Origin of the sequence: Prochlorococcus marinus XMU1411 (assembly GCF_017696075.1) — a bacterium.
Lineage (GTDB): Bacteria > Cyanobacteriota > Cyanobacteriia > PCC-6307 > Cyanobiaceae > Prochlorococcus_A > Prochlorococcus_A marinus_V.
The window spans coordinates 93,630-119,334 of the sequence record NZ_JAAORI010000002.1 but is presented as its reverse complement, the minus strand read 5'-3'; the positions used below and the strand labels follow the sequence as shown (position 1 = coordinate 119,334).

26 protein-coding genes are annotated in these 25,705 nt (G+C 29.7%); 14 read left to right on the top strand and 12 right to left on the bottom strand.

The genetic code is table 11. The features are described 5' to 3' along the window. Positions 1–113: 113 nt before the first annotated feature. Both ylqF and HA145_RS01055 read left to right on the top strand, forming a co-directional pair. Positions 114–986 (top strand): ribosome biogenesis GTPase YlqF, encoded by an 873-nt coding sequence (gene ylqF, locus HA145_RS01060; protein ID WP_209127481.1) that lies wholly within the window; start codon positions 114–116, stop codon positions 984–986. After that, positions 977–1,936 (top strand): RluA family pseudouridine synthase, encoded by a 960-nt coding sequence (locus tag HA145_RS01055; RefSeq protein ID WP_209127480.1) that lies wholly within the window; start codon positions 977–979, stop codon positions 1,934–1,936. The genes ylqF and HA145_RS01055 overlap by 10 nt, the downstream gene beginning before the upstream one ends. Here HA145_RS01055 and HA145_RS01050 read toward each other — a convergent pair. Next, positions 1,929–3,527, bottom strand: a complete 1,599-nt coding sequence (locus tag HA145_RS01050) for an ABC transporter ATP-binding protein (protein WP_209127479.1) — start codon at positions 3,525–3,527, stop codon at positions 1,929–1,931. The two genes, HA145_RS01055 and HA145_RS01050, sit on opposite strands and share 8 nt — an antisense overlap. Positions 3,528–3,581: 54 nt before the next feature. On the opposite strand from HA145_RS01050, the gene HA145_RS01045 reads away from it, so the two are divergent. Further along, on the top strand, positions 3,582–5,891 hold the full coding sequence (locus HA145_RS01045; protein ID WP_209127478.1) for a RelA/SpoT family protein: 2,310 nt from the start codon (positions 3,582–3,584) through the stop codon (positions 5,889–5,891). Between the two features lie 18 nt (positions 5,892–5,909). On the opposite strand, the gene HA145_RS01040 is transcribed toward HA145_RS01045, so the two are convergent. Further along, positions 5,910–6,353: a DUF2062 domain-containing protein gene (locus tag HA145_RS01040; protein WP_209127477.1), complete on the bottom strand. Its 444-nt coding sequence runs from the start codon at positions 6,351–6,353 to the stop codon at positions 5,910–5,912. 61 nt (positions 6,354–6,414) lie between these two features. Here HA145_RS01040 and mnmE point away from each other — a divergent pair, with 61 nt between their 5' ends. The 4 genes from mnmE (at position 6,415) to HA145_RS01020 (ending at position 11,697) form a co-directional block, all read left to right on the top strand. Then, positions 6,415–7,797, top strand: a complete 1,383-nt coding sequence (gene mnmE / locus HA145_RS01035) for a tRNA uridine-5-carboxymethylaminomethyl(34) synthesis GTPase MnmE (protein ID WP_209127476.1) — start codon at positions 6,415–6,417, stop codon at positions 7,795–7,797. Positions 7,798–7,879: 82 nt separating this feature from the next. Further along, positions 7,880–8,746 (top strand): carboxylating nicotinate-nucleotide diphosphorylase, encoded by an 867-nt coding sequence (gene nadC, locus HA145_RS01030; RefSeq protein ID WP_209127475.1) that lies wholly within the window; start codon positions 7,880–7,882, stop codon positions 8,744–8,746. A 27-nt stretch (positions 8,747–8,773) separates the two neighbouring features. Beyond that, positions 8,774–10,588, top strand: coding sequence for an arginine--tRNA ligase (gene argS, locus HA145_RS01025; protein ID WP_209127474.1), 1,815 nt, complete (start codon positions 8,774–8,776; stop codon positions 10,586–10,588). Next, positions 10,588–11,697 (top strand): pyridoxal phosphate-dependent aminotransferase, encoded by a 1,110-nt coding sequence (locus HA145_RS01020; RefSeq protein ID WP_209127473.1) that lies wholly within the window; start codon positions 10,588–10,590, stop codon positions 11,695–11,697. Before argS ends, HA145_RS01020 begins: the two co-directional genes overlap by 1 nt. Here the strand turns inward: HA145_RS01020 and HA145_RS01015 are convergent. From HA145_RS01015 to prfB, 6 genes are all read right to left on the bottom strand, one after another. Beyond that, positions 11,694–12,419 (bottom strand): MBL fold metallo-hydrolase, encoded by a 726-nt coding sequence (locus HA145_RS01015; protein WP_209127472.1) that lies wholly within the window; start codon positions 12,417–12,419, stop codon positions 11,694–11,696. The two genes, HA145_RS01020 and HA145_RS01015, sit on opposite strands and share 4 nt — an antisense overlap. A gap of 20 nt (positions 12,420–12,439) precedes the next feature. Continuing rightward, a complete protein-coding gene (locus tag HA145_RS01010) occupies positions 12,440–13,036 on the bottom strand; it encodes an anthranilate synthase component II (RefSeq protein WP_209127471.1) in 597 nt (198 codons plus the stop codon). Positions 13,037–13,038: 2 nt separating this feature from the next. Then, complete coding sequence (locus HA145_RS01005) at positions 13,039–13,458, bottom strand: diacylglycerol kinase family protein (protein ID WP_209127470.1); 420 nt, start codon at positions 13,456–13,458, stop codon at positions 13,039–13,041. Between the two features lie 6 nt (positions 13,459–13,464). Continuing rightward, positions 13,465–14,004: an rRNA maturation RNase YbeY gene (gene ybeY / locus HA145_RS01000; protein WP_209127469.1), complete on the bottom strand. Its 540-nt coding sequence runs from the start codon at positions 14,002–14,004 to the stop codon at positions 13,465–13,467. Positions 14,005–14,010: 6 nt separating this feature from the next. Further along, positions 14,011–14,193, bottom strand: coding sequence for a DUF3285 domain-containing protein (locus HA145_RS00995; RefSeq protein ID WP_209127468.1), 183 nt, complete (start codon positions 14,191–14,193; stop codon positions 14,011–14,013). Positions 14,194–14,196: 3 nt separating this feature from the next. Continuing rightward, positions 14,197–15,319 (bottom strand): peptide chain release factor 2 gene (prfB, locus tag HA145_RS00990; protein WP_209127467.1). Its coding sequence is split into 2 segments (ribosomal slippage): positions 14,197–15,243 and positions 15,245–15,319, totalling 1,122 coding nucleotides; the frame shifts between segments, so codons are not numbered across the junction. Positions 15,320–15,395: 76 nt separating this feature from the next. Between prfB and grxC the strand changes: the two genes are divergently transcribed. Next, positions 15,396–15,650, top strand: a complete 255-nt coding sequence (gene grxC / locus HA145_RS00985) for a glutaredoxin 3 (RefSeq protein ID WP_025925864.1) — start codon at positions 15,396–15,398, stop codon at positions 15,648–15,650. A gap of 5 nt (positions 15,651–15,655) precedes the next feature. Further along, complete coding sequence (gene gshB / locus HA145_RS00980) at positions 15,656–16,579, top strand: glutathione synthase (protein WP_209127466.1); 924 nt, start codon at positions 15,656–15,658, stop codon at positions 16,577–16,579. On the opposite strand, the gene HA145_RS00975 is transcribed toward gshB, so the two are convergent. Continuing rightward, on the bottom strand, positions 16,572–17,984 hold the full coding sequence (locus tag HA145_RS00975; RefSeq protein WP_209127465.1) for a chorismate-binding protein: 1,413 nt from the start codon (positions 17,982–17,984) through the stop codon (positions 16,572–16,574). The genes gshB and HA145_RS00975 overlap by 8 nt on opposite strands. A 101-nt stretch (positions 17,985–18,085) precedes the next feature. On the opposite strand from HA145_RS00975, the gene menA reads away from it, so the two are divergent. Genes menA through HA145_RS00960 form a run of 3 tightly spaced genes read left to right on the top strand, consistent with a single transcriptional unit; the run spans position 18,086 to position 21,161 of the window. Then, positions 18,086–19,003 carry a 2-carboxy-1,4-naphthoquinone phytyltransferase gene (menA, locus tag HA145_RS00970; protein ID WP_209127464.1) on the top strand — a complete coding sequence of 306 codons (918 nt, stop codon included), beginning with the start codon at positions 18,086–18,088 and terminating at the stop codon, positions 19,001–19,003. Next, positions 19,000–19,965 carry an o-succinylbenzoate synthase gene (locus HA145_RS00965; RefSeq protein ID WP_209127463.1) on the top strand — a complete coding sequence of 322 codons (966 nt, stop codon included), beginning with the start codon at positions 19,000–19,002 and terminating at the stop codon, positions 19,963–19,965. The genes menA and HA145_RS00965 overlap by 4 nt, the downstream gene beginning before the upstream one ends. After that, on the top strand, positions 19,962–21,161 hold the full coding sequence (locus HA145_RS00960; protein ID WP_245151751.1) for an AMP-binding protein: 1,200 nt from the start codon (positions 19,962–19,964) through the stop codon (positions 21,159–21,161). The genes HA145_RS00965 and HA145_RS00960 overlap by 4 nt, the downstream gene beginning before the upstream one ends. 3 nt (positions 21,162–21,164) lie before the next feature. Here HA145_RS00960 and HA145_RS00955 read toward each other — a convergent pair whose 3' ends face one another. After that, complete coding sequence (locus HA145_RS00955; protein WP_209127461.1) at positions 21,165–21,617, bottom strand: acyl-CoA thioesterase; 453 nt, start codon at positions 21,615–21,617, stop codon at positions 21,165–21,167. Between the two features lie 9 nt (positions 21,618–21,626). Next, positions 21,627–22,814, bottom strand: coding sequence for an NAD(P)H-quinone oxidoreductase subunit H (locus HA145_RS00950; RefSeq protein WP_209127460.1), 1,188 nt, complete (start codon positions 22,812–22,814; stop codon positions 21,627–21,629). A 38-nt stretch (positions 22,815–22,852) separates the two neighbouring features. Between HA145_RS00950 and rsmH the strand changes: the two genes are divergently transcribed. Beyond that, positions 22,853–23,755 (top strand): 16S rRNA (cytosine(1402)-N(4))-methyltransferase RsmH, encoded by a 903-nt coding sequence (gene rsmH / locus HA145_RS00945; protein ID WP_209127459.1) that lies wholly within the window; start codon positions 22,853–22,855, stop codon positions 23,753–23,755. Between the two features lie 13 nt (positions 23,756–23,768). Here rsmH and HA145_RS00940 read toward each other — a convergent pair whose 3' ends face one another. After that, complete coding sequence (locus tag HA145_RS00940) at positions 23,769–24,914, bottom strand: cysteine desulfurase family protein (protein ID WP_209127458.1); 1,146 nt, start codon at positions 24,912–24,914, stop codon at positions 23,769–23,771. Between the two features lie 59 nt (positions 24,915–24,973). Here HA145_RS00940 and HA145_RS00935 point away from each other — a divergent pair, with 59 nt between their 5' ends. Beyond that, on the top strand, positions 24,974–25,702 hold the full coding sequence (locus tag HA145_RS00935; RefSeq protein WP_209127457.1) for a response regulator transcription factor: 729 nt from the start codon (positions 24,974–24,976) through the stop codon (positions 25,700–25,702). The last annotated feature ends 3 nt before the right edge of the window (positions 25,703–25,705 follow it).

Sequence of the window (25,705 nt, the reverse complement as noted above, 5' to 3'; positions counted from 1 at the left end):
TAACGATTATAAAAATTTTTTTAGTCATTAAATTTATACTAAACTTTAGAAGTAAATACTTTTGAAACTTATAAAAACTAAAAGGAATACAAAATTTTATTTAATTTATTGAAGTGGACATACCCAAAATCCAATGGTACCCAGGCCATATCGCAAAAGCAGAAAAGAAATTATCTGAAGTTATCAATAAAGTAGATTTAGTTATAGAAGTTAGAGATGCACGAATTCCTTTGTCAACAGGACATCCTCACTTAAATAAATGGATAAATAATAAAAAACATATTCTTGTTATTAACAGATCAGACATGATCTCCCCTAATACAATCAATAGTTGGAATAAATGGTTTAATGCTAAAGATCAATATCCTCTTTGGTGTGACGCTAAAAGAGGAATAGGGATTAAAGAAATTTGTAAGTCAGCCAAAGATTCTAGGTCGTCAATCGACGATAGAAGACTCTCAAGAGGAATGCTAATTAGGCCAATTAGAGCCCTTACACTTGGTTTTCCAAACGTAGGAAAGTCAGCATTAATTAATAGAATTGCAAAAAAAAGAGTTGTAGATAGCGCTAGGAAAGCAGGCGTGACTCGTAATTTAAGATGGATAAAATTAGAAGGTGGTATAGATCTGCTAGATGCTCCTGGTGTTATACCTCCAAATTTAGAAGATCAAAAATCAGCACTTAAACTTGCACTCTGTGATGATATTGGTGAAGCTGCTTATGAAATAGAAAGTGTCGCAATTGGATTTATCAAAATTATATCCACTCTCAACAAAGATAAGAATGCGAATATCTCAGTTAAACAAATATCTAATAGATATGGAGTTGATATTACCAAAGGCTTTAATAGTCCTTCTGCTTGGATCGACGAAGCAGCTTCAAAACATACCTCAGGCAATAAAAGGAGAATGTCTCATAAGTTATTGGAAGATTATAGAAATCAAATGCTGGGTAAAATTGCTTTAGAAGTCCCACTATGGAATTAAATAATCAAAATTCTTTCGGCATTGGAGAAGGTGAGCTTATAGAAATTACTTATGAGCTACCTCTTCCTATGAGGCTAGACAGATGGTTGGTAAGTAAAAGGCCAGAACAAAGTAGAGCAAGAATTCAACATTTTATAAATTCAGGTTTAGTACTTGTAAACTATAAGACCGCGAAAGCAAAGACCCCATTAAAAAATGGTGACAATATTCAAATATGGATGCCTCCTCCAGAACCTCTTATTTATTTGAAACCTGAAAAAATGGATTTAAATATCCTTTTTGAAGACGAGCACATCATAGTAATTAATAAACAATCAGGACTAATTGTTCATCCAGCCCCTGGACACAAATCTGGAACTTTAGTGAATGGATTACTTTTTCACTGTAAAGATCTTCCTGGAATTAATGGGAAACTAAGACCTGGGATTGTTCACAGATTAGATAAAGATACCTCCGGATGCATGGTAGTTGCAAAAAGCCAAGAGGCATTAGTAAATCTCCAGAAACAAATTAAAGAAAAAATAGCATCACGCGAATATATTGCGGTAATTCATGGAGCACCTAATTCTGAAGAAGGCCAAATAGTGGGATACATTGGCAGAGATAAATTAAATAGGTTGAAATATAAAGTAGTTGAAGAAACTTCAGGAAGGTATGCCTGTACCTATTGGAAATTAGAAGAAAGATTTGGCAATTACTCATTAATGAGTTTCAAACTAGATACGGGGCGAACGCATCAAATCAGAGTACATTGCGCTCACATTAATCATCCAATTGTGGGTGATCCGTTATATGGAAGATGTAAAAAACTACCATGTAAATTAGATGGCCAAGCTTTACACGCCATTAAGCTTGGACTTATACATCCAATAAATGGTAAAGAAATGATATTCGAATCAGAATTACCATTAGATTTTCAAAAATTACTAAGTGTACTTAAAGTTAAATAAGATTTAAAGAGGAATTTAGTAGCGATTTTGTATACGTGTTTTGAGTTTTAGTGAATATTGTAGAACTTTCTCCTTCATCAACTATCTTTCCGTGATTCATAACTAGCAACCTATCACAAAATCTTTTAGCAATGCCTAAATCATGAGTAATAAAGATAATCGTTAAATTCATTTTTTCTTGCAAGACTCTAAGTAATTCAAGAATTTCTATTTTTACTGAAGCATCCAACATATTAACGCTCTCATCACAAATCAAAATTTTTGGTTTCAACAATAGCGCTCTGGCTAATGAGATTCTTTGCAATTGACCACCAGATAATTGACTAGGATAAGAATTAAAGAAATCATTATTTAAGGGAAGATTTAAATTTCTTAACATTAATTTTATTTCTTTTTCGATTTTTCTTTTATCTGAAATTTTTTTAATAAAAAATATATCTTCCAAAATATTTTTAATTGTCATTTTCGGATTCAAACTTGAAAAAGGATCTTGAAAAATTATTTGCACATTATTGTTCTTTTTAAAAGATTTATTTTTTTTCAATGCATGATTTTTATCATAAATTTTTATTTCACCACCTCTTACTTTAAGGAGTCCAATTAAAGCCCTACATAATGTACTTTTACCGCTCCCTGAAGAACCAACAATTCCAAGAGTCTCATTCTCATATAACTTGAAACTAACTTCATTTAAAGCCTTATTCCATTTAGTAATGAAAATTGAAGAATTTAATTTATACCAATGTCTTAGGTTATTTACCTCTAGAACGACATGATCTCGAGAATTATTTTTAGTATTTGGTTCTAATAATATTTTTGAAGCATTTACTAACTTTTTCCCAATATCTGATTTTGGTGATTGAAAAATATCTAATATATTCCCTTTTTCAACAATCGATCCCTTTTCAATTATTGCAACTTTTTTACACCATTTTGCTGCAAGATTAATATCATGACTAATTAAAATTAAAGTTGTATCAAAATCATTACATAGATTAATTATTTCTTGCATAATTTCAAAACTTGTTTTGGTATCTAAGCTTGTTGTAGGTTCATCAGCTATTAATAATTTAGGTTTCAAAGCAAGTGCCATTGCTATAGAAACTCTCTGTCTCATTCCACCGCTAAATTGATGTGGGAAAGAATCAAGTTTACTTTCTTCAATTCCTACTTTTTGAAAAACTTCTCTTACTAATTTTTTAATAGCTAAAGATGATTTAGTTTGATCATGTGTTTTAAATAATTCATATAAATGATCCCCAACTCTCATTAGCGGATTAAGTTTTTTTATAGAGTCTTGATAAATAAATCCAAAATTCTTTCTTCTAAATAATTGTGCATCTTTGTTATTTATTTTCCTAGGATCTACACTAGAAATCGATAGATACCCTTTAGAAGTTGCCTTTTCAGGCAATATATTTACTAATGTTTTTGCAAAAGTGGTCTTTCCACATCCAGAAGGTCCTATTATGGCCAAATGATCGCCACTTTCTATTTCCAAATTAAAATTTTTGATAATAGGTTGCTGCTTTAGACCATATTTAACAGTCAGATTTTTAACTACAATAATTTTTTCTTTATTTTTTCCCATGATTTATAGCCAATTTTTCTAGACCTAAATAAAATACATCTAAAGCAATATAAAATGACCGAGGCAGCTGCAAATTCAAAAGAAAAAAACGAAATTGAAGTTTCCAAAACTATTTTGCCTGAAAATAAAAAATATGAAAGTGAATCTTTAAATTATCAAATAAAAATTCCCGATTGGCTTATTAAAGATATTCATAATTTTGAAAAATCAAATAAAGAAAATGATGAGAACCAAAATCTTATAGTAAAGGCTTTTAAACTTGCTTATAAAGCTCATGATGGACAATTCCGCGCGAGCGGCGAGCCATACATTATCCATCCAGTTGCTGTTGCAAATCTCCTCAAAGAAATAGGTGCTAGTTCATCTGTTATTGCTGCAGGCCTTTTACATGATGTTGTTGAAGATACTGGAATTGATTTATCCGAAATAGAAACAAATTTTGGATTAGAAGTAAAAATACTTGTGGAAGGTGTAACAAAATTAGGAGGCATTCACTTTAACAATAGGACCGAAGCACAAGCTGAAAATCTTAGGAAAATGTTTTTGGCTATGGCCAGCGATATCAGAGTTGTCTTAGTAAAACTTGCAGATCGACTTCATAACATGAGAACAATTGAATGGCTAAATGATGAGAAAAAACTAAGAATAGCGAGAGAAACAAGAGAGATTTATGCACCATTAGCTAATCGACTAGGAATAAACAGATTTAAATGGGAATTAGAAGATTTAGCTTTTAAATTCCTAGAGCCTAAAGAATATCAAGATCTTAAAGATCAAATCGCTGTTAAAAGAAGTGATAGAGAAAAAAGATTAAAAGTAACTTTGAATCTTATGAAGGAAAACTTGGTTTCAGCAGGTTTGAAAAATTTTGAAATAACAGGGAGGCCAAAACATCTTTATGGCATCTGGAGCAAAATGGAAAGACAACAAAAGCAATTTCACGAGATTTATGATGTTGCTGCCCTAAGAATTATCGTCGACAATTCAGATAGTTGTTATAGAGCTTTAGCAGTTGTTCATGATACTTTCAAACCAATTCCAGGTAGATTTAAAGACTATATAGGATTACCAAAACCTAATGGATACCAGTCCTTACATACTTCTGTTATTGGAAGACATCGACCTATTGAAGTTCAAATTAGAACTACTTCGATGCATCAAATTGCTGAATATGGTATTGCCGCTCATTGGCAATATAAAGAGGGTGGTTCTCCCGCTAAAAGTAATGCCGAGAGATTTAATTGGCTAAGACAATTAGTAGAATGGCAACAAGAAGGTAATGAAAGGGATCATAATGATTATTTAGCTTCAATTAAAGAAGATTTATTTGATGAAGAAGTATTTGTGATCACTCCAAAAGGAGATGTTGTTGGTTTAAGGAAAGGATCTACCGCGATAGATTTCGCCTACAGAATTCATTCTGAAGTTGGAAATCACTGTAATGGAATAAGAATTAATGAAAAGCTTTCTCCATTATCTACAGCACTTCAAAATGGTGACTTCATAGAAATTTTGACAAGTAATAATGCTACTCCAAGCTTGGATTGGCTGAACTTTGTAGTTACGCCAACTGCTAAAAATAGAATTCGCCAATGGTATAAGAAAAGCCATCGTGACGAAACGATTAAAAGAGGTAGAGATTTACTTGAAAAAGAAGTAGGTAGAAACGGTTTTGAAGCATTACTTTCTAGTGAAGCCATGAAAAAAGTTGCAAATCGATGCAATTTAAAAACTACTGAAGACCTTCTTGCATCTCTTGGTTTTGGTGGTTTAACTTTGCATCAAGTATTAAACAGACTAAGAGAAGAAATAAAATTACAGACAGAAGATGTGAAAAATGATTCAGACTCTGAAATTGCAAAATCTCTGAAAAGTAATAGTAATTTATCCAATAATAAATCTAATACTGCAGCTAAATCACCAATTTCTGGGATAGAAGGTCTTGATTACAGAATAGGTAAATGCTGTACCCCACTCCCAGGCGAGGATATTATTGGAACTGTGTCGCTCGGCAACCATGGGATAACCATACATAGGGAAGATTGTGAAAATGTAATACCAATTCCAATAGAGAGAAGATTACCTGTTAGTTGGAATCAAGATAATAAAACTGGTGATAATAAGTTTCCAATTCAGCTACGAATAGAAGTAATTGATAGAGTTGGAGTTCTTAAAGATATTCTTATGCGGTTATCTGATAAAGGTATAAACGTAAGCGATGCCAATGTTAAAACTGCTTACGGTAAACCAGCTATTATAAATCTTTGTGTAGGTCTTGAAAGTTATAATCAACTTCACAAAACAATTGAACAAATTAAATCAATGGCAGATGTTTTAGATATTGCCAGAGTTGGACAAAGTTAATTTTAAAATAAGATCAAACTAACTTTTACTTTTTATCTTGTAGATAAAGAAAACAATACTGCCGCAAATAAAAGCCAGTAAAATACCTACACAAGATGAACCTAATAGTAATTTTAGGGAAAAAATTCTACCTTGTTTCCATAAGTCATCAATAACTAAACTTTTTTCAAGAAGTTTATTAGAAGAATTATTTAAAAAAATCGAACCAACTTTATAGTTAAAATAATAAAGTGGAATATAAGTAAAAGGGTTGCTAATCCATGTACCAATTGCAGCTAGAATAATATTTCCCTTGGCTATTTTCGCTAAAAATACCCCTATTAAAGTCTGAAACCCAAAAAAAGGAAAACAGCCACTAAATACCCCTATAGCTAAACCTTTAGCATTAAAGAAAGGACTTCCATTCTGATTCCTAAATAATGATAGAATTTTCTTATAGGTAATATCTCTTTTAAATCTCATTCAGAAAGAAAATTTCAAAATTCTTGATAATCTTACTTAATTATCCATAACAAAGCGAGAGATGGATTCGATAGTTACTACAGAAGATACGATAGCCGCAATTGCTTCAGCTATAAGTATAGGGAAAGGAGGAGTTGCAATAATAAGAGTATCAGGGAAAGACTCAATAAATTCTTGCAAAAAGATTGTTAAAACTAAATCTAAATATGCATGGGAATCACATAGAGTTTTTCATGGTTTTATTCAGGAAAATAAACAAAATAAATTTATAGATGAGGTTTTAATTTTAGTAATGAAATCACCTAATAGCTTCACAGGAGAGGATGTTGTTGAACTTCATTGCCATGGAGGAATTATCATAGTGAATAAAGTTCTAAAGAGATTATTATCTAGTAATTCTAGAGTTAGACTTGCAAACCCAGGAGAATTTAGTCAAAGAGCTTTTCTTAATGGAAAAATAGACCTTACTCAAGCCGAGTCGATTAATCAATTAATTAATGCAAGCAATACAAAATCAGCAGAGTTAGCTTTTAGTGGGCTTCAAGGAGAAATAAAGAAAAAAATTAATGATATTAAAAATGACCTTATAAATCAACTTTGCGAAATAGAAGCGAGAGTTGATTTTGAAGAAGAGTTTACAAATTTTGATTACACCAAATATCTAAAAAACATTAAAAAAGTAAAAGAAAAAATAGAATTACTAATAGAAAATGCCAAAAGAAATTCATATATTCACAATGGAATATCCATTGCGCTTATAGGTAAAACAAATGTTGGCAAAAGCTCTTTATTAAATTTACTTGCAAAAAAAGAGAAAGCAATCGTAACTAATATTCCTGGAACAACTAGAGATGTTATTGAAGTTAATTTAACTATTAATGATATTCCAATGAAAATAATTGATACTGCTGGAATAAGAGAAACTCATGAACAAATTGAAAGTATAGGAATTAAAAAAAGTTTTGGAAAAATTAAAGAGTCAGATTTTATAATTTATATTTATAGTCTTGAAGAAGGATTTAATGAAGAAGACAAAAAAATAATAGAAAAAATCCCCAAAGAAAAATTAATTACTATTTTGGGCAATAAAAAAGATTTAATTGATTGCAAAAATATTAATTCAAATGAGTTAAAAAATACAATTCTCATGAGCATTAAGAATAATAATGGTGAAAGATTATTAATCGACACAATCATAAAAAAATGTGGATTAAAACAAGTAGAAAATATCAATATATTTTTAAACGAAAGACATCTAACAAATTTGTCTGCTTGCCTATCTAATTTAAATGATACTGATGAAATCATTAAAAATAAATTGCCATTTGATTTATTATCAATAGAACTGAGAGACGGAATTCAAAACTTATCTAAAATAACTGGTCAAGAATTAACAGAGGAACTCCTAGATAATATTTTTTCTAAATTTTGTATTGGTAAATAAATTTGAGTTAAATTACATAGTGATCTATAGTTAATTCTCTAACTTCAGTTGAATTTTTATTAATTAATTATTTTTTAGTTTAGTGGATTTAAATACTCCAATAATAAGTAAGATCATTGATAATTGGATCGATGAAGATATAGGTAGAGGAGATCTTACAAGTCCCTCTATTACAGAAGAGAATGGTAATGCATATTGGATTGCAAAAGAGGAGGGTATATTTTGTGGGGTTGAAATTATAAAAGAAATTTTTAAAAAAATTGATTTAAAAATCAGTTCAAAATTTAATATCTCTGATGGAGATAAATTTGTTAAAGATCAAAAACTCTTAGAAATATATGGACCTTCAAAAAGTTTACTCGCTACTGAAAGGATCAGCTTAAACATAGCAATGCATTTATCTGGAATATCAACATATACAAAGAATCTCATAGATAAATTAGAAGGCACAAATATAAAATTAGCAGATACTAGGAAAACGACTCCTGGCTTAAGAATATTTGAAAAATATGCATTCAAATGCGGAGGTGGAGTGAATCATAGAATGGGATTATACGATGCTGCCATGATCAAAGAAAATCATATTGCATGGACAGATAATCTTAAGAATGCAGTACAAAAAATTCGCCTAAATTCGCCTTTTACAACTCATATCATAATTGAAGCTGAAAATATCGAACAGGCAAAAGAAGCAGTATTAGCAGGAGCGGATAGTGTCTTATTAGATGAACTTAGTCCTGAAACAATCAAAAAAAGCGTTCAAGAATTAAGAGATTTATCAATTAATAGCCTAAAAAAAGAAGTCAATAAAAATTTGATAATAGAAGTTTCTGGAATAAACCCTAAAGAAATTAGTAAATATCTAATAAAAGGTATTGATTTGATTTCAACAAGTTCTTCTATTACCAAAAGTGATTGGATTGATTTAAGTATGCGTTATATTAATTAATCATATAGATAAATAATTGAATAAATAATGCTAATCATTTTTAAAGAATTAACAAATAATTTCGAACAAACTCTTTTAGATAGTCTTAAAAAAAATCATAAAGAAAGAGAATTCGAAATTCTTAGAAAAAATTTAATTACACAATCATCAAAAGAAGAATTTGGTGATTATCAATGTAATATTTGTTTAAGTTTATCTAAAATATATAAAAAGAACCCAAGAGATATTTCTAATGATTTTATTAACCTTTTAAATAAAAATAAAAGCATAGGAAAATTATGTAAGAGTCTAGAAATAGCTGGACCTGGATTTATAAATATAAAATTAAAAGATGAAGTTCTAATAAATGCAATTAAATCAAATATTCAATGCCAAAGGGGTGGAGTACCTCAAATTAAAAAAGATTTAGATAGTGGCTTATCAAATAAAATCATTGTAGATTTTTCTAGTCCTAATATTGCTAAAGAAATGCATGTAGGGCATTTAAGATCAACAATAATAGGAGATTCAATATCCAGAATTTTCGAGTTAAGAGGTTATCAAGTATTAAGACTAAATCATGTTGGCGATTGGGGCACGCAATTTGGAATGCTTATTACTCAGCTCAAAGATTTATATTCAAATGACTTAGAGGAGATAGGCAAAATTAAAATAAGTGATTTAGTTGAATTTTATAAAGAATCAAAAAAAAGATTTGATAATGAATATGAATTCCAAAAAAGATCTAGAGAGGAAGTAGTTAAGTTACAAAGTGGAGATATTAAATCGATTAAAGCTTGGAAATTATTATGTGATCAATCTAGAAAAGAATTTGATGAAATCTATAAAAATTTAAAAATAAAAATAGAAGAAAGAGGTGAATCTTTTTATAATCCCTTCTTAAAATCAGTAATTGAGGATTTGAATTTTAAAAAAATATTAGTAGAAGATCAAGGAGCAAAATGTGTATTTCTAGATGGGATGACTAATAAAGAAGGCAAGCCTTTACCGCTAATTATTCAAAAAAAAGATGGAGGTTTTAACTATGCTACAACAGATCTTGCTGCCATAAGATACAGATTCAATAAACCTCCTAATGGGGATGATGCTTCGAGAATTATTTATGTAACTGATCATGGACAAACAAATCATTTTGCTGGAGTTTTTCAAGTTGCAAAAAAAGCAAAATGGATCCCAGACAATTGCCAAGTAGACCATGTCCCTTTTGGTTTAGTTCAAGGAATTGATGGCAAAAAACTAAAGACAAGGGAAGGTGAAACAATACGTTTAAAAGATTTATTAAAAGAAGCAGTTAGAAGAGCAAAAGAAGATTTATTGAAAAGATTAGAAGATGAAAATCGTTATGAGACAGAAGATTTTATTGCAAATACTTCAAGAATAATTGGATTAGGAGCTGTTAAGTATGCAGATTTAAGCCAAAATAGGATTACAAATTATCAATTTAGTTTTGATAAAATGCTTTCCCTAAATGGTAATACGGCTCCTTATTTGTTATATACACTTGTGAGAATTGCAGGAATTAAAAGAAAAAATGATTTTGTTTATGACTCTAAAGATTTTCAATATACAAATTATGAACATAAAGCTGAGTGGAAACTTATCAGAAAATTACTTAAGTTCGATGAAGTCATAATATCTATTGAAAAAGACTTAATGCCAAATAGATTATGCAATTATCTGTTTGAGCTATGTCAGACTTTTAATAGATTCTATGATCAAGTGCCAATACTCAAAGAAGAAAAATATATAAAAATTTCTAGACTTAATTTATGTGATCTAACTGCAAAAATACTAAAATTAAGCTTAGAGCTTCTAGGAATTGAAACTTTAGAAAGAATGTAATGAATGATTTTGATCAATTAAATAATCTTTTCCCAAGACCAAGAGAAGAAATAATAAATATGCAGTCTTACTCTGCACCTTTAGAAAATAGAAGAAATTTACTCCGCTTAGACTTTAATGAAAATACTTTAGGTCCAAGTCCTAATGTTTTTAAGGCATTACAAGCGATAAAATTAAATGAGATTTCAATTTATCCAGAATATAATTTATTAAAAAAATTTTTATGTGATAAATATCTTGATGCAAGAAAATTTGATAATAATGAAATAGGAATTTTCAATGGAGCAGATGCAGCAATCAATGCAATCTTCAATTGCTTTGGAGAAAAAGATCAAATATTTCTAACCACGAATCCAACTTTTGGTTACTACTCTCCTTGTTCAGAAATGCGAGGAATGAAGAAAATAACTTGTTCTTACATTGGAGAAAATTTTCTATTTCCCATAAATGAATTTAGTGAAAAAATTATAAAGTATAATCCAAAGTTAATATTTATTTGTAATCCAAATAATCCGACAGGAACAATTTTAAGTGCTCAAGAGATAATTAACTTAGCGAATATCAAAAAGGATTCATTGATAATTGTTGATGAACTATATGAAAAATTTAATGGAGATAGTCTTCTTGAATCGATAGATTTTGAAAAGAATAAAAATATACTAATAATCCAATCTCTATCAAAAACAGCTGGTTTAGCTGGTTTAAGAATAGGTTTTACTTTTGGCAATAAAAATTTAATTAATTACATTAATAAAGTTACAGGACCATATGATGTAAATAGCTTTGCTATAACGGCAGCATTAGCAGCACTTAAAGACAAATCATATATTGATAATTATGTTTTAGAAGTAAAAAAAGCAAGGGAATGGATTTTAAATAAATTTAAATCAACAAAAATCAGAACTCATTTTAGTGGTGGTAATTATTTCTTAATTTGGCCAAAAAAAGATCCTAAAATTTTAATACAACAGATGAGAGAAAAAGGTATTCTTATCAGAAGTATGGAAAACAAAAAAGATATTGGTAAGTCAATAAGGGTTAGTATTGGAACTAAAGAACAAATGATTTTTTTCTGGGACAATTACAAGGTCTTAGATTTAATAAATTAATTACCAAAAATATAAATTATATTTTGATCAATTCTTTTAGGTTTTATTTGAAAATCTTTTCCAACATACTTTACTTTAAAATTTTTCATATTTTCGATAAACAAATCAGCATTTGAGAAATCACATTCTTTATTAATTTTTTTGCCACGAGCAAAGTGAACAGGAATAACTACATTTGGTTTTAAGATCTTAACTATTCTTGATGCTTCTAACCCATCGTAAGATTTTATTCCTCCTCCAATTGAAATAAATAAGATGTCTGGACTAGACAAAGTAATTTGACTATTGATATCAATATCACCAGCAGCGCCTCCCATATGAACAATTTTAAGATCATTCTGCTTCCAACTCCAGACAGTTGCCATCCCAATTCTTCTTCCATCTACTCTGTCATGTGGGACGGAAATTCCATTTAATAAAATATCCTCAAATTGATATATTCCTGGCTCTACAAACATTAATTGGTTATTAGGATTATATCCTTCATCTGGAAGCCTAGAACTAGCCAAAATAAAATCTGCGTTGACTTCTTTTGGCTCTTTTAAATTGCTTGCACAACCTATTGCTTTAAAGGGATTTATAAGAATCGATTTTTCAGCACTATTAATTAAGAAACTACTATGTCCAAGACTTTTTATTACTAAATTACTTGCCAATAATGAGGTAGGTAAACAAGAGCTAAATAATATAAAAAAGAAAATGTTTTTAATTTGAGAAATCATATTATTATTTTTTTTATATTTTACTTTTGTTCAGCCATTTTTAGAAAATTACTAATTAATTTATGACCAAATTGTGTCAATACACTTTCAGGATGAAACTGTACTCCATGTAAATGCTTATATTCTTTGTGAGAAATAGCCATAATAGTTGAGTCTTCTAAAGTCGCAGTTATATCGAAACAAGTTGGTAATGAAGTTGAATCAACTATAAGACTATGATATCTAGTCGCCACAAATGGAGTCTCGATATCTTTAAACAAACCTTTTTGATTATGAAATATTTTGGACGTCTTACCATGCATAAGTTCTTTCCCAACTATAACCTTACCTCCATAAGCTTGAGCCAAAGCTTGATGCCCTAAACAAACTCCTAATGTCGGAATATATTTAGATAATTTTTTTAGTATTGGCAGACAAATTCCAGATTGATCTGGATTACCAGGACCTGGGGATAATAGGATGCCACTAGGATTTAGTTTGATAATTTCATCTAAAGTAATTTCATCATTTCTTTTAACTATTAATTCTCTAGTTATTTCATGCTCAACAGAAAGTTCTCCTAAATATTGAACAAGGTTATATGTAAAACTATCGTAATTATCAATAACAAGAAACATATTTATATAGATTCAAATAAAAACTTAATTTTAGGAACAAAAATATATAAAGCAATAATAACAGAATTAATGGAAGCTAATAACACTGCTCCTGCAGAAGTATCTTTTGAAATTTTAGCCAAACTACTAAATTCTTTTTTCACTACTAAATCAACTATTGATTCAATAGATGTGTTTAATATTTCTAATATTAAAACAGACATAATTGTGGCAATCAAAATTACATAATTACTATGACTAATTTGCAGTAAAAAACCAATTATTAAACTTGTAACTGCAAAAATTAATTGAATTTTAAAATTTCTTGAAGTTTTTAATACGTAACTAATTCCACTAAAAGCATACTTAAAACTTTTTAATAAATTACTGGAAGTTTTATATGATTCTATTCTATTTTTTAGAGAGTTTATTTTATTTTCCATAGATTTTTAATCTAATTTTTTAATTAAATATTCCTGAAAATTTAACATATTTTCTAAATCAAGATCATTATTATGTTCCCATCCGAAAAGATGTAAAAATCCATGACTGGCCAACCAGAGCATTTCTTTATAGAGTGAATGTTTAAATTCATAAGATTGCTCAATTGCAATCTCTAATGATATAAATATATCTCCCAACTCTATATGATCTAAATTATTTAGAGATTCATCAGAAATGATTGGAAAAGATAGAACATCAGTTGGTCCATTTTTTTGCATCCACTTCTGGTTCATAAAAGCAATTTCTTGATTAGATATTATCTGTAAGCCTAATGAAAAAGATTTTTTTTCAAAAATGAAATTTGGCAATTTATAATCGTCTTTTTTTAATATTATTTTTATCCAAGATAAAAAAACTTTCTCCCAAAAATTAGATTCAAAAATAAGCTTATTTTTAGAATCTTTTAACTTATTTGAAAATTGAGAAAATTCATTACATTTAAAAACCAAATCTAAATTAATTTCAGAAAAAATTTTTTCTGTCATACATTCTTATAAAGGAATATTAGGCTTACCTATTGTGGCTACAAGTATTAATATCCCAATTAAAACTAGAAAGGTTATTGAAAAATGAGAAATACTTTTTGAACCCTTCCTTACCATATTTCGCATAGCAAGCTTTATAAAGCTTGGAGTAGCAACTTTTTTTTCTATATTTTCGTTTTTATTTTTCATTAGTTATTCAATAGATTCTTTAGAAGAAATATTCATGCGTAATAATTCATGAATAAATGGTTCAAGTCCACCATCTAAAACACTATCTAAGTCGTTAGTCTCCTTCATAGTCCTGAGATCTTTTACCATTTGATAGGGATGGAAAACATAATTTCTTATTTGATTGCCCCATGCAGCTTCCACAATATCACCTTTAATATCAGCGACTTCTGCAGCTCGTTGTTCTTTAGCAATCACAAGTAGTTTAGACTTAAGAAGTAACATAGCTTTTTCTTTATTTTGTAATTGAGATCTTTCTTGTGTACATCTTACTGAAATCCCTGAAGGCAAATGAACAATTCTCACCGCTGTTTCTACTTTATTAACATTTTGTCCTCCAGCCCCACCGGATCTACTTGTTGTAATTTCTAAATCTTTTTCAGGTATATCAAGTAAAATATTGTCATCTAATTTTGGCATTACCTCCACCCCAGCAAAGCTGGTTTGTCTTTTACCATTAGCATTGAAAGGAGAAATTCTTACTAATCTATGAGTTCCTTTTTCATGTTGTAAATATCCGTATGCATATTTTCCATCAATTTCAAAAGTCACACTTTTGATACCTGCTTCTTCTCCTTGAGATAATTCATTGATAATTAAACTCATTTGATTATTATCGGCCCATCTTGAATACATTCTCAATAAGATCTCTACCCAATCCTGAGCATCTGTTCCACCAGCACCTGCGTTAATAGAAACTACTGCTCCCTCCTTATCGTATTCACCACATAACAATCTTTCAAATTCCCATTTATCCAAATTCTCTCTTAATTTCTTTAAGCCCTGCTTGGATTCCAAAATCATTTCCTCTTCTGGTTCTAAAGAATAAAGCTCAAGAGAGGCATTAGCATCAGAAATAAAATTTTTCCATTTATCCAACAATTCAAGTTGTGCCTTAACATCATCAAGGATTAACATTTGTTTTTTTGCTTCTTCTTGATTCTCCCAAAATTCAGGCTGAGCAGAAATCTGCTCTAACTCTCTCCTTTTCGCTTTTAATCTTGGTACGTCAAAGACAATCCTGAGCATTACCCAGGCGCTCTGTTAGTTCCGAAAGATCTTTTTTGAAATCTGTAATATCTATCAAAATAGAATTTAATCGTTATTTATAATTTAACAGGCACTTTTGTTTAATAGTATAAACTAAGTATTATTTTAAAAAAATGTCCAAAGTTGAAATTTATACTTGGCAATATTGCCCATTCTGTATTCGAGCAAAATCATTACTCAAGAAAAAAAATATAAATTTTACAGAATATAAAATAGATGGCGACGAAGATGCCAGAGCTTTGATGATTGAAAGAGCTGATGGTAGAAGAACATTACCACAAATATTTATAGATAACGAGGGTATCGGAGGGTGCGACGATCTCTACACATTAGAAAATGAAAATAAATTAGACCCATTATTAAACTAGATCTTATGAAATTTCTATTCGTAATAGATCCAATAAAAAATATAAATCCCTTAAAAGATTCATCTGCTGCTTTAATGCAAGCATCATCCAAAAAAAATATTGAAATCTGGATTTGTACTCCACAAGACCTTGAAGCTAGAGGTGATGAAGTATGGGCATCTTCCGTAAAAGTTGAAGTCAATCCTTGGATTTCTTTCAAAGATAATGATTGCATCCCCCTCGCCGAATTTAATTGCATTTGGATGAGAAAAGATCCTCCTGTAAATGAGGCTTATTTGTATGCAACCCATCTTTTAGAAGTTGCCGAAAGAAAAGGAGTAAAAGTAATTAACAAACCTTCATCATTAAGAGCATGGAATGAAAAGTTAGGTGCTTTGAGATACAGTCACTTAATGGCACCTACAATAGTTGCGAGTAAGGTAAAAGATCTTATTAATTTTGCAAATATAAATAATGAAGTAGTCATAAAACCTCTTGGAGGAAAAGGTGGTCAAGGTGTTATTAGGATAAACAAAAATTCTCCAGGAATTAAATCAATCATTGAATTAATCACTTCTCAAGAAGAATTACCCGTTATGATGCAAAAATTTATTCCTGAAGTCACAGAGGGTGACAAAAGAATAATTATCGTAAACGGTGAAGCAATTGGATCTATAAATAGGATTCCACAAGGCGGCGATTTTAGGAGTAACTTAGCGATGGGGGGAAAGGCTGAACCAACATTATTAACAGAAAAAGAAAAAAGTATCTGCTCAGAATTATCTCAACACTTTAAAGATGAAGGTTTATTTTTTGTAGGTATTGATGTAATAAATGGAATGCTTAGCGAGATTAATGTAACAAGTCCAACAGGTTTAAGAGAAATAGAAAATTTATCCAATCAAAATGTTTCAGAGGAAGTTATTGAAAAATTATTGGAAATTATCTAGTATTTTTAGCGAAAAATATTTGTTTTACTATAGATTCAAATTTTAATTTAATCTCATCTATTTCTTTCTCTAAAACTGAGCCTGAAACTATACCTGAACCTGCAGTAAATTCAATATTTTCTTCAATATATCTTGCGCCTCTTATTGCTAAAAGAAATGATGCATTTCCTGATGCATCAACCCAACCCATTGGAGAAGCATAATTTCCTCTAGGAAAAGACTCAAGAGTGTTTATCCAATCCAAAGCTGCATTTTTTGGATATCCACAAATAGCAGGAGATGGATGTAAGGTTTTAAGCAATTCAAAAGGACATATATTTTCAACTTTAGATAAAATGAGTGTTTGTAGATGAGAAATATCTCCAAATGAATTTACCTTGATATCACTTTTTTTAAAGTTTTTTATCTTTGAAACTTCTAAACATTTAATCAAATACTGTGTTACGAAATTATGTTCTTTTAAGTCTTTAGTACTTTTTAGGAGTTTCTTAAAATTTGAATTAGTAGAGATAGTTCCAGCAAGAGCCTCCAAAGTTAAATTAGGTTTAGTGAAAGAAAATAATTTTTCTGGAGATGCTCCAAACAAAATATCCTTACCATTCCTTTTCCAAACGTATCTGCATGTATTTGGATGATTCTTTTTTAATCTTTTTAAAATTTCTACTAAATCTAATTTATTTTTAAATTTTATTTTAATCCTATTTGCTAAAACTATCTTTTCGAGAATACCTTTTTCTACTAATTGAATTCCTCTATTTACTACTTTTTTCAAATTTGCATTAGAAATTTCTAAGGAGTCCAAGAAATCATCAATAATAGGGAAATCAAAACTAGTTTTTAAGCCAGATGATTTTATTAATTCTGAGCCAGAATTAATAACTTGATTTCTAATTGTCCAAATTTCTTCAATTAATGTTCTTAATGATGATTTACCTTCAACATGACCATTGATTCTTAACCAGCAATTCTTATCACTTTTAATAAATAATATTTTTGGTAAGATAGCCTCCAAACTAGGGACATCAGAAGATAAATTTTTATTATTCAAGTTTTCAGAAAAAGAAAATAAATAAATTATTTTTGAAAGTGCAGAATTATGTGATTCATTAGTTAAGTTAATTAAATTTTTAAAATTCTCAGAATTAAACTCTTTTGCCACCTCAAATCTTTTTGGGCCATCCAAGGTAACATATTTACATTTCTCGAAAGCAATATATGAAATACCATCAGATTCCTCCCAAAATGAAGAAAACGGATATTTATTTATAAACAATTCATATATTTCTAATAAATCAATACAAGGAATTTCAACACAGATACTTACTAATCCAGAATTCTCCACTTTCTTATCGAAAGTGGAAAATACGTCTTTTAAAAAATCTGTTAAGTTTAAATCATTTTTCATTACTTATTGAAAATAACTAAAAATCATGCAATAAAGTAAAAAATGTAACTCAATTTATAAACTACATTTAATAATGATCGAATTTTGTTTGTTAATTAAAAATGGAAGAAGATAAAAAAAAATTATGGAAACAAGCAATAAAATGGCCTCTTTATTCTGTTGCCATACTACCGGTTTTAATAACAGGGGCTTATATACTCAATCAATATGAAAAGGTAAAAATTTATAATTTGATTGCATTTACTTTAGCTGCAATTTTTATATTACTTTGGGAAAATCTTACTAATGATTTATTCGATGCAGAAACAGGAATCGATGAATTTAAATTCCATTCAATTGTAAATCTTGTAAAAAATAAAAAAATAATTTCATTTATTGCATATACATCTTTAGTTATTGGTTTATTAATAATTTCAATTATTTCAGTATCAACAAGTATAAACATTTTGATTTTGGTGGCATCTTGCTGCTTCTTAGGATATTTATATCAAGGACCTCCTTTTAGATTTGGCTATCAAGGTTTAGGAGAACCATTATGCTGGCTTGCATTTGGACCTTTTGCTTACTCTGCAGTCTTAATTGCGTTAAATCCGTCTAATATTTACTTCGAAGATATTCCATGGAAAGTTTCTTTATTACTTGGTACAGGACCTTCCTTGGCAACAACTCTTGTATTATTTTGTTCTCATTTTCATCAAATTTCTGAAGATAAAAAGCATGGGAAAAATTCTCCTTTAGTTCGATTAGGAGCAAAAAAAGGTTCTCAATTTGTACCTTGGATAATTTTTACAATATATATTTTTCAACTTTTCACTATATTTACTAGATTTATTCCAGTGTTTTGTATCTTTTATTTGATTAGTTTTCCTCAAGCAATAAGACTTATAAATTTATTAAAGTCTTCATACAAAAAACCTTCGGCAATAAAAAATTCCAAATTTGTCGCAATTAAATTTCAAACTCTTAATGGAGTTGGCTTAATCACAGGATTAATATTTAATTACTTGCTTAATAAATGAACTTAATATTTAGAAAAAAATCTTACAGCTTTAAGTTAACTACAAAAGTAGAAAATTCTAAAACCACTTACCTTACAAAATTGGGTTGGATAATTAAATTATCAAGTAATGATAAAAAAATTGGGTTTGGAGAAGTCTCACCACTTCTAGAAGAAGACTTAAAAAAATGTGCAAAACAACTAAATATGATCCCTGAAAACTTAGAAGTATTTAATTTATCTGAACAAATAAATATTTTTCACCCATGCATTCAATCTGCAATAAATTCTGCATTAGCTGAAATAAATGAGGAAATAATTTTTAAAGAAAAATATTACTTTGATGAAATTGATAAAACAGCCATACTTTTAAATTCTAAAAATGTAATTTCAGAGCTAAATGAAATTAAAAAAAGACAATCTAATATTGGAAAATCAGTAACCATAAAATGGAAAGTAGCATTAAAAAATAATCATGAGGAAGAAGCAAATTTAGAAGAAATTTTAAGCCAAATAGGCAATAATATTAAGTTAAGAATAGATGCTAATGGTTATTGGGGGAGAAAGATAGCTAATAGATGGGCTGATATTTTGAAAGATAACAAAAATATAGATTGGTTAGAACAACCTCTCTGTGTAGATGATATTGAAGGACTGACAGAACTCAACAAAAAAATCCCAATAGCCTTAGACGAATCACTTTTAAAATTTCCAACTTTGATTGATGAGTGGGAGGGTTGGCAAATTCGAAGGCCTTCTCAAGAAAATAATCCAGTTAAGCTTTTAAGGGAATTAGAAAATAAAAAAGCTTTAATATCTATAAGTTCCTCATTTGAAACCGGAATAGGGAAGAGATGGCTTTATCATTTATCTTCTCTCCAATTACAAGGACCAACTCCAAAAGTTCCTGGTTTAGCAATGAATAAATTTCCTAATTCTTTTCTATTTTTAAATGAAGCAAAAAATATATGGGATCAACTATGAAAAATAAAATTCATACTATTGAAGTTGAAAATAATGAAACTCAATCTGTTGAGAAAATTATTAAAAAAATTAAAGAGAATAAAATTATTTATGTAAAAAACAAATTTTATGAGAATGAAGATGTATTTGATTCAATTACTGAAAATGGGCCAGCAATTATCTTAAACAGTAGTGGGAGTTCTGGAAAACCAAGAAAATGTTTTCATCATTTAGATAATCTTCAATTATCTGCTATTACATCAGGGAAATGGCTAATAGAGCAAGGATTCGAATTGCAAAAATGCCTAATTTTAAATACTTTACCCCTGAACCATATAAGTGGATTAATGCCAATTTTTAGAAGTCAAACTTGGGGATGTGATTGTATTAATATTTCTCCGCATTTAATAAAAAAAACTCGAGAACTTTTACTTTTTACAATTAAATCTAAAAAAAACAAAAAACACTTGATTACATCATTAGTACCTACCCAATTACAAAGACTTTTAGCTCAAAAAGATGGAATTAGTTGGCTGAAAATTTTTGATCTAATTTGGGTAGGTGGAGCTACAATTTCAAGGGAAGCTGCAGAACAATGTATAGAAGAAAAGATAAAATTAGCACCTTGTTACGGCTCAACTGAAACAGCAGCCATGGTTACGAGTTTAAAACCAAAAGAATTCTTAATGGGTTTTAAAAATGTTGGAGAAATACTACCTGATACAAAAATCAGAATTAACGCAAAAGGATTAATCGAGATAAAATCAGCCAGAATTGGAATCGAAATAATAGACTCTTCAAAAACTGAAAATTTCAAAAATAAAAATGGGTGGTGGCAAACCGGTGATTTAGGTGAAATTAATCAAATCAATAATTCTTTATATTTAAACTTTCTTGGAAGAAGTGATAACGCTTTTAATTCAGGAGGAGAAATCGTTTTCCCAGAAGTAATTGAATCTCGATTAAATGATTTCATTATTAAAGAAAATATCCCAATTAATAAATTCAATATTTCAAAAGTATCAGACAAATTATGGGGAAATAAAATTAAAATAATTGTTGAATTTACAGAACTTATAAATTATAAAAAAATTAAAAATTCATTAAATTTATTAAAAAAATTTTCTCAAAGTTGGCCTAAACATGAAAAACCTGAAAAGTGGATTGTTAAAAAAAATACCAGTGCAGAAAAAATAAACTATAAATTTAAAAAATAATAATTAGCATTCTTTTAAATTTGAGCTTACATTTGACGCCTCTATCCATCTTTCTAACTGATCGGGAAGTTCTATTTTATTTCTTGAATCAACATCTAAAGAACAATGTATTATTTTTCCTTCTGCTACTTTATTTCCATTTTTTATAAAAAAGCTATTTACTTGGAACAAATGTGTATTAATTTTATGAGGGGCAATTTTTACTTTTAAGAAATCTCCAATTTTTATAGGCGCAAGAAAGTTTGCTTCACAGTTTATTATGGGAAAAATAATTTGACTTTTACGTATAGAAAAATCTGGGAAAATATCTTGATATGGAATCCCATAAATTTCGATACTCTCTTCCCAAGCTTCGTGCGACCATTTTAATAAGTTATGAAAATGAATTACACCTGCAGAATCACAATCACCGAATCTTACCTTCTTCTGCAATATCAACCAGTCAGCGGGTTTCATTTAAAGAACTTATCTATCAACAGATCCCATAATGACATCTATTGAGCCAAGAATTGCCATAATATCGGCGATTTTGGCACCTTTAAGAATATGCGGCAATATTTGGAGATTATTTAAATCAGCTGCTCTGATTTTAAATCTCCATGGGGTAACTTCATTATTTCCTTGAATGAATACACCTATTTCTCCTTTACCAGACTCTAATCTTGTATACAATTCTCCGTTAGGAATTTTAAAAGTTGGAGCAACCTTCTTAGCTACATATTGATAGTCCAAACCAAATATTTCACTTTTTTTATCTTCAGTCGCCATTCTTTGAGCTTCCAAATTTTCTGTTGGACCTCCTGGAATCATTTTACAAGCTTGGCGAATGATACTTAGTGATTGTCTCATCTCTTCAACTCTTACTCGATATCTCGCATAACAATCTCCTTCTTTTTCTGAAGCAATCTGCCAATCAAAATCGTCATAACATTCATAACTATCGACTTTCCTTAAATCCCAAGAAACTCCAGAAGCTCTAAGCATTGGCCCAGACAAAGACCAATTAATTGCCTGGTCTCTTTGTATTGTTCCCAGACCTTCAATTCTTTTTCTAAAAATTGGATTATTTGTAATTAATTTTTCATATTCATCAATCTTAGGTCCAAACCAGTCACAAAAGTCTATACATTTTTCTAACCATCCGTATGGAAGATCACATGCGACACCACCTATCCTAAAGAAATTATTATTTATCAGCCTCTGTCCAGTAGCAGCTTCCCAGAGATCATATATCATTTCTCTTTCTCTAAAAATATAGAAAAATGGAGTTTGAGCTCCTACGTCTGCTAAAAAGGGACCGAGCCACAAAAGATGATTAGCAATACGATTGAGTTCCAGCATTAGAACTCTGATGTAACTAGCTCTTTTAGGAACTGGAATATTAGCTAATCTTTCAGGAGCATTTACTACAATAGCTTCATAAAACATTCCTGCTGCATAATCCATTCTGCTTACATAAGGGACATACATTACATTTGTCCTATTTTCAGCTATCTTTTCCATTCCTCTATGTAAATATCCAATTACTGGCTCACAATCAATGACATTCTCACCATCAAGAGTTACAACTAATCTTAAAACCCCATGCATTGAGGGATGGTGAGGGCCAAAATTGACCACCATTGGTTCTGTTCTAGTCTCTAGCTGAGCCATTCGAAATTTAACTTCTAAATAAATCTTAGTCGAAAGTTATGCAAACTGACCTATCTGATTCATCTTTTTTCAATCATAAATCAGTTATGACAGATGAGATTATGACCTCATTAGAGCATTACCCATTAATCCATAACAACCAACTTAAAGGAATAGACGCAACTTTAGGCGGAGGCGGGCACTCTTATCATTTATTGAGAAAATATTCGGATTTAAATATAATTGGACTTGATCAAGATCCATACGCGAGAATATCAGCATCAAAAAAACTTGATGAATTTAAAAATAGGATTGATATAAGGGCTTCAAATTTTGCAGATTTTGTACCAAAAGAAAAAGTTTCTTTTGTAATTGCAGATCTTGGAGTAAATAGTAACCAGATTGATAACCCTAAAAGAGGATTCAGTTTCCAAAAAGATGGTCCACTTGATATGCGCATGAATCCTCTTATTGAGGTTGATGCAGAGAAATTAATTGAGGATTTAAATGAAAAAGATCTAGCTAACCTAATTTATAAATATGGAGATGAGAGATTATCAAGAAAGATTGCAAGGAAAATAAAAATGGATTTGAAGGAAAATGGGAAATATTCTGGGACAAAAGAGTTAGCTTATTCCATTGCAGGCTGCTTTCCACCAAAACAAAGATATAAAAAAATACACCCAGCAACAAGAACATTTCAAGCACTAAGAATTGCTGTTAATAAAGAAATTGAATTATTAGAAAAATTTTTGCAAGTTGTCCCTGAATGGCTTTTGCCAGGAGGTATTATTTCTATTATTAGTTTTCATTCCCTTGAGGATAGGTTAGTTAAAAGTTCTTTTAAGAGTGATCAAAGACTAAAAAACTTAACAAGAAAGCCAATAACTCCTTCCGAACAAGAAGTCGAACTCAATAAAAGAGCTAGAAGTGGAAAATTAAGAATTGCTCAATTAAAATAGGAGCCAATATTTTCTATCGTAATGATCTGATCGTATTTGTAAGAATATGAATTGCTTGTTTTATATCTTTTGAATTAGTGCTTAATCCAATACTCAACCTTATTGAAGATTCTGCTTCTTTAAAAGATCTACCTAAGGCTAGTAAAACATGAGATGGTTCACCATTACTACATGCAGATCCACTAGAACAAATTATTTTAGATTTTAAAAGTTTATGAAACTTTGCTCCGTTTAAATCCAATACAGTCAAATTTAAATTGTGAGGTAATCTTTTTTCTATAGAACCATTAATTAATAAACCAGAATTATTTTCTAACAAACCCTCTAAAAGGTTATTTCTATTCAAACTTAATTTCTCAGCATTATTTTTTTGATTGAAAACTGCTATCTCTATTGCTTTAGCAAAGCCAACTACTAAAGGAAGAGGTAATGTACCAGACCTGAGACCATATTCCTGACCTCCTCCAACAATTAAAGGCTCAAGATTAATTTCTTCATCAATCAAAAGAAGTCCTATCCCTTTAGGACCATATATTTTGTGAGAACTAATCGTTATCATATTTACATCTGATAAAAGATCGTCTAACTCGATATAACCTAAACATTGTGCAAAATCAGAGTGAAAGGTTATTTCTCTCGATTTACATATCTTTGAAATATTCTCTAAAGGCTGAATAACTCCTATTTCGTTATTTGCCAACATGATACTAACCAGAAATGTATCTTCTCTTATATTTTTTTTGAATTGTTCTTCTGAAATTAAGCCATCTTTCTCAGGATTAATTTCTGTAACCATAAATCCCTCTTTTTTTAGTTGGTTAAGGGGCTCCAAAACAGCTTTATGCTCCGTTTTTAAGGTAATAATATGTCCATAATTTCCTGTTTTTTTATGGTAATTTCTAGCAAAACCTAATAAGGCTAAGTTATTAGATTCTGTTGCCCCACTTGTAAAAATAACTTTTTTATTCTTAAGAAATAAATTTTGTTCTATTTTTTCTCTTGAGGCTTCCAATATAGCGCTTGCGTTAATCCCAGCCAAATTAGATTTGCTTGCAGGGTTAGAAAATATCTCAACCCAAAAAGGTTTCATAGAATCGACAACATCTTTAGAGCAAGGAGTCGAAGATTGATAGTCTAGTAGTATGGGAGTTGTTAGCATTATGCTTAGTATATAAAATTCTCTTTATTACTAGAAAATCAAATTAAAGAATTTAAAAAATGGATGAAATTAATCAAATAAATAATGAACTGGTAAGAAAATCAAGAATTTTATTAGTTGATGATGAGCCTGGTTTAAGAACAGCTGTTAAAACATTTCTAGAAGATGAAGGCTTTGAAATATTTATTGCAGTTGATGGAGAGGATGGTTGGGAAAAAGCTCAATCAGTTTTCCCTGATTTGATAATTAGCGATGTTATGATGCCCCGAGCCAACGGTTATGCTTTATTAGAAAAAATTAGAGAGGATGAAAAATTAGGAGGAACTCCAGTTATTTTTCTAACTGCAAAAGGAATGACCCTAGACAGAACCGAAGGTTATCTTGCAGGAGTTGATGATTATATTTCCAAACCTTTTGACCCTGATGAATTAGCTGCAAGAGTTAAAAATGTAATCAACAGACAAGAACGTTTACTAAAAGAAGCGGCACGATTCGCAGATATTGATGTAGGAAAAATGGCGAAACAAATTACTGAAATAAAATCTATGCTCACAGATCAAAACCAGACAAATCCAGAAAATAAAATAAATCTTCCTAGTTTTACTCCAAGAGAAGCAAGTGTACTTCAACTAGTAGCAGAAGGACTGATGAATAAAGAAATTGCAAGACAGCTTGAAACATCTATTAGAAATGTTGAGAAATATGTAAGTAGACTTTTTATCAAGACAGGTACATCTAGCCGAACTGAATTAGTTCGTTATGCACTTGAAAATCATTTAGTAAAATAGAAT

Excerpts from the sequence above, each read along its gene's own strand:
- HA145_RS00950 (WP_209127460.1), bottom strand. The coding sequence starts at position 22,814 with ATGGCTCAGCTAGAGACTAGAACAGAACCAATGGTGGTCAATTTTGGC.
- ybeY (WP_209127469.1), bottom strand. The coding sequence starts at position 14,004 with ATGACAGAAAAAATTTTTTCTGAAATTAATTTAGATTTGGTTTTTAAA.
- gshB (WP_209127466.1), top strand. The coding sequence starts at position 15,656 with ATGAAATTTCTATTCGTAATAGATCCAATAAAAAATATAAATCCCTTA.
- HA145_RS00960 (WP_245151751.1), top strand. The coding sequence starts at position 19,962 with ATGAAAAATAAAATTCATACTATTGAAGTTGAAAATAATGAAACTCAA.
- HA145_RS00935 (WP_209127457.1), top strand. The coding sequence starts at position 24,974 with ATGGATGAAATTAATCAAATAAATAATGAACTGGTAAGAAAATCAAGA.
- HA145_RS01005 (WP_209127470.1), bottom strand. The coding sequence starts at position 13,458 with ATGGAAAATAAAATAAACTCTCTAAAAAATAGAATAGAATCATATAAA.
- menA (WP_209127464.1), top strand. The coding sequence starts at position 18,086 with ATGGAAGAAGATAAAAAAAAATTATGGAAACAAGCAATAAAATGGCCT.
- HA145_RS01055 (WP_209127480.1), top strand. The coding sequence starts at position 977 with ATGGAATTAAATAATCAAAATTCTTTCGGCATTGGAGAAGGTGAGCTT.
- HA145_RS01020 (WP_209127473.1), top strand. The coding sequence starts at position 10,588 with ATGAATGATTTTGATCAATTAAATAATCTTTTCCCAAGACCAAGAGAA.
- HA145_RS01045 (WP_209127478.1), top strand. The coding sequence starts at position 3,582 with ATGACCGAGGCAGCTGCAAATTCAAAAGAAAAAAACGAAATTGAAGTT.
- HA145_RS00995 (WP_209127468.1), bottom strand. The coding sequence starts at position 14,193 with ATGAAAAATAAAAACGAAAATATAGAAAAAAAAGTTGCTACTCCAAGC.
- HA145_RS01040 (WP_209127477.1), bottom strand. The coding sequence starts at position 6,353 with ATGAGATTTAAAAGAGATATTACCTATAAGAAAATTCTATCATTATTT.
- argS (WP_209127474.1), top strand. The coding sequence starts at position 8,774 with ATGCTAATCATTTTTAAAGAATTAACAAATAATTTCGAACAAACTCTT.
- HA145_RS00940 (WP_209127458.1), bottom strand. The coding sequence starts at position 24,914 with ATGCTAACAACTCCCATACTACTAGACTATCAATCTTCGACTCCTTGC.
- HA145_RS00955 (WP_209127461.1), bottom strand. The coding sequence starts at position 21,617 with ATGAAACCCGCTGACTGGTTGATATTGCAGAAGAAGGTAAGATTCGGT.
- HA145_RS01010 (WP_209127471.1), bottom strand. The coding sequence starts at position 13,036 with ATGTTTCTTGTTATTGATAATTACGATAGTTTTACATATAACCTTGTT.
- HA145_RS01050 (WP_209127479.1), bottom strand. The coding sequence starts at position 3,527 with ATGGGAAAAAATAAAGAAAAAATTATTGTAGTTAAAAATCTGACTGTT.
- HA145_RS01015 (WP_209127472.1), bottom strand. The coding sequence starts at position 12,419 with ATGATTTCTCAAATTAAAAACATTTTCTTTTTTATATTATTTAGCTCT.
- mnmE (WP_209127476.1), top strand. The coding sequence starts at position 6,415 with ATGGATTCGATAGTTACTACAGAAGATACGATAGCCGCAATTGCTTCA.
- rsmH (WP_209127459.1), top strand. The coding sequence starts at position 22,853 with ATGCAAACTGACCTATCTGATTCATCTTTTTTCAATCATAAATCAGTT.
- HA145_RS00965 (WP_209127463.1), top strand. The coding sequence starts at position 19,000 with ATGAACTTAATATTTAGAAAAAAATCTTACAGCTTTAAGTTAACTACA.
- HA145_RS00975 (WP_209127465.1), bottom strand. The coding sequence starts at position 17,984 with ATGAAAAATGATTTAAACTTAACAGATTTTTTAAAAGACGTATTTTCC.
- grxC (WP_025925864.1), top strand. The coding sequence starts at position 15,396 with ATGTCCAAAGTTGAAATTTATACTTGGCAATATTGCCCATTCTGTATT.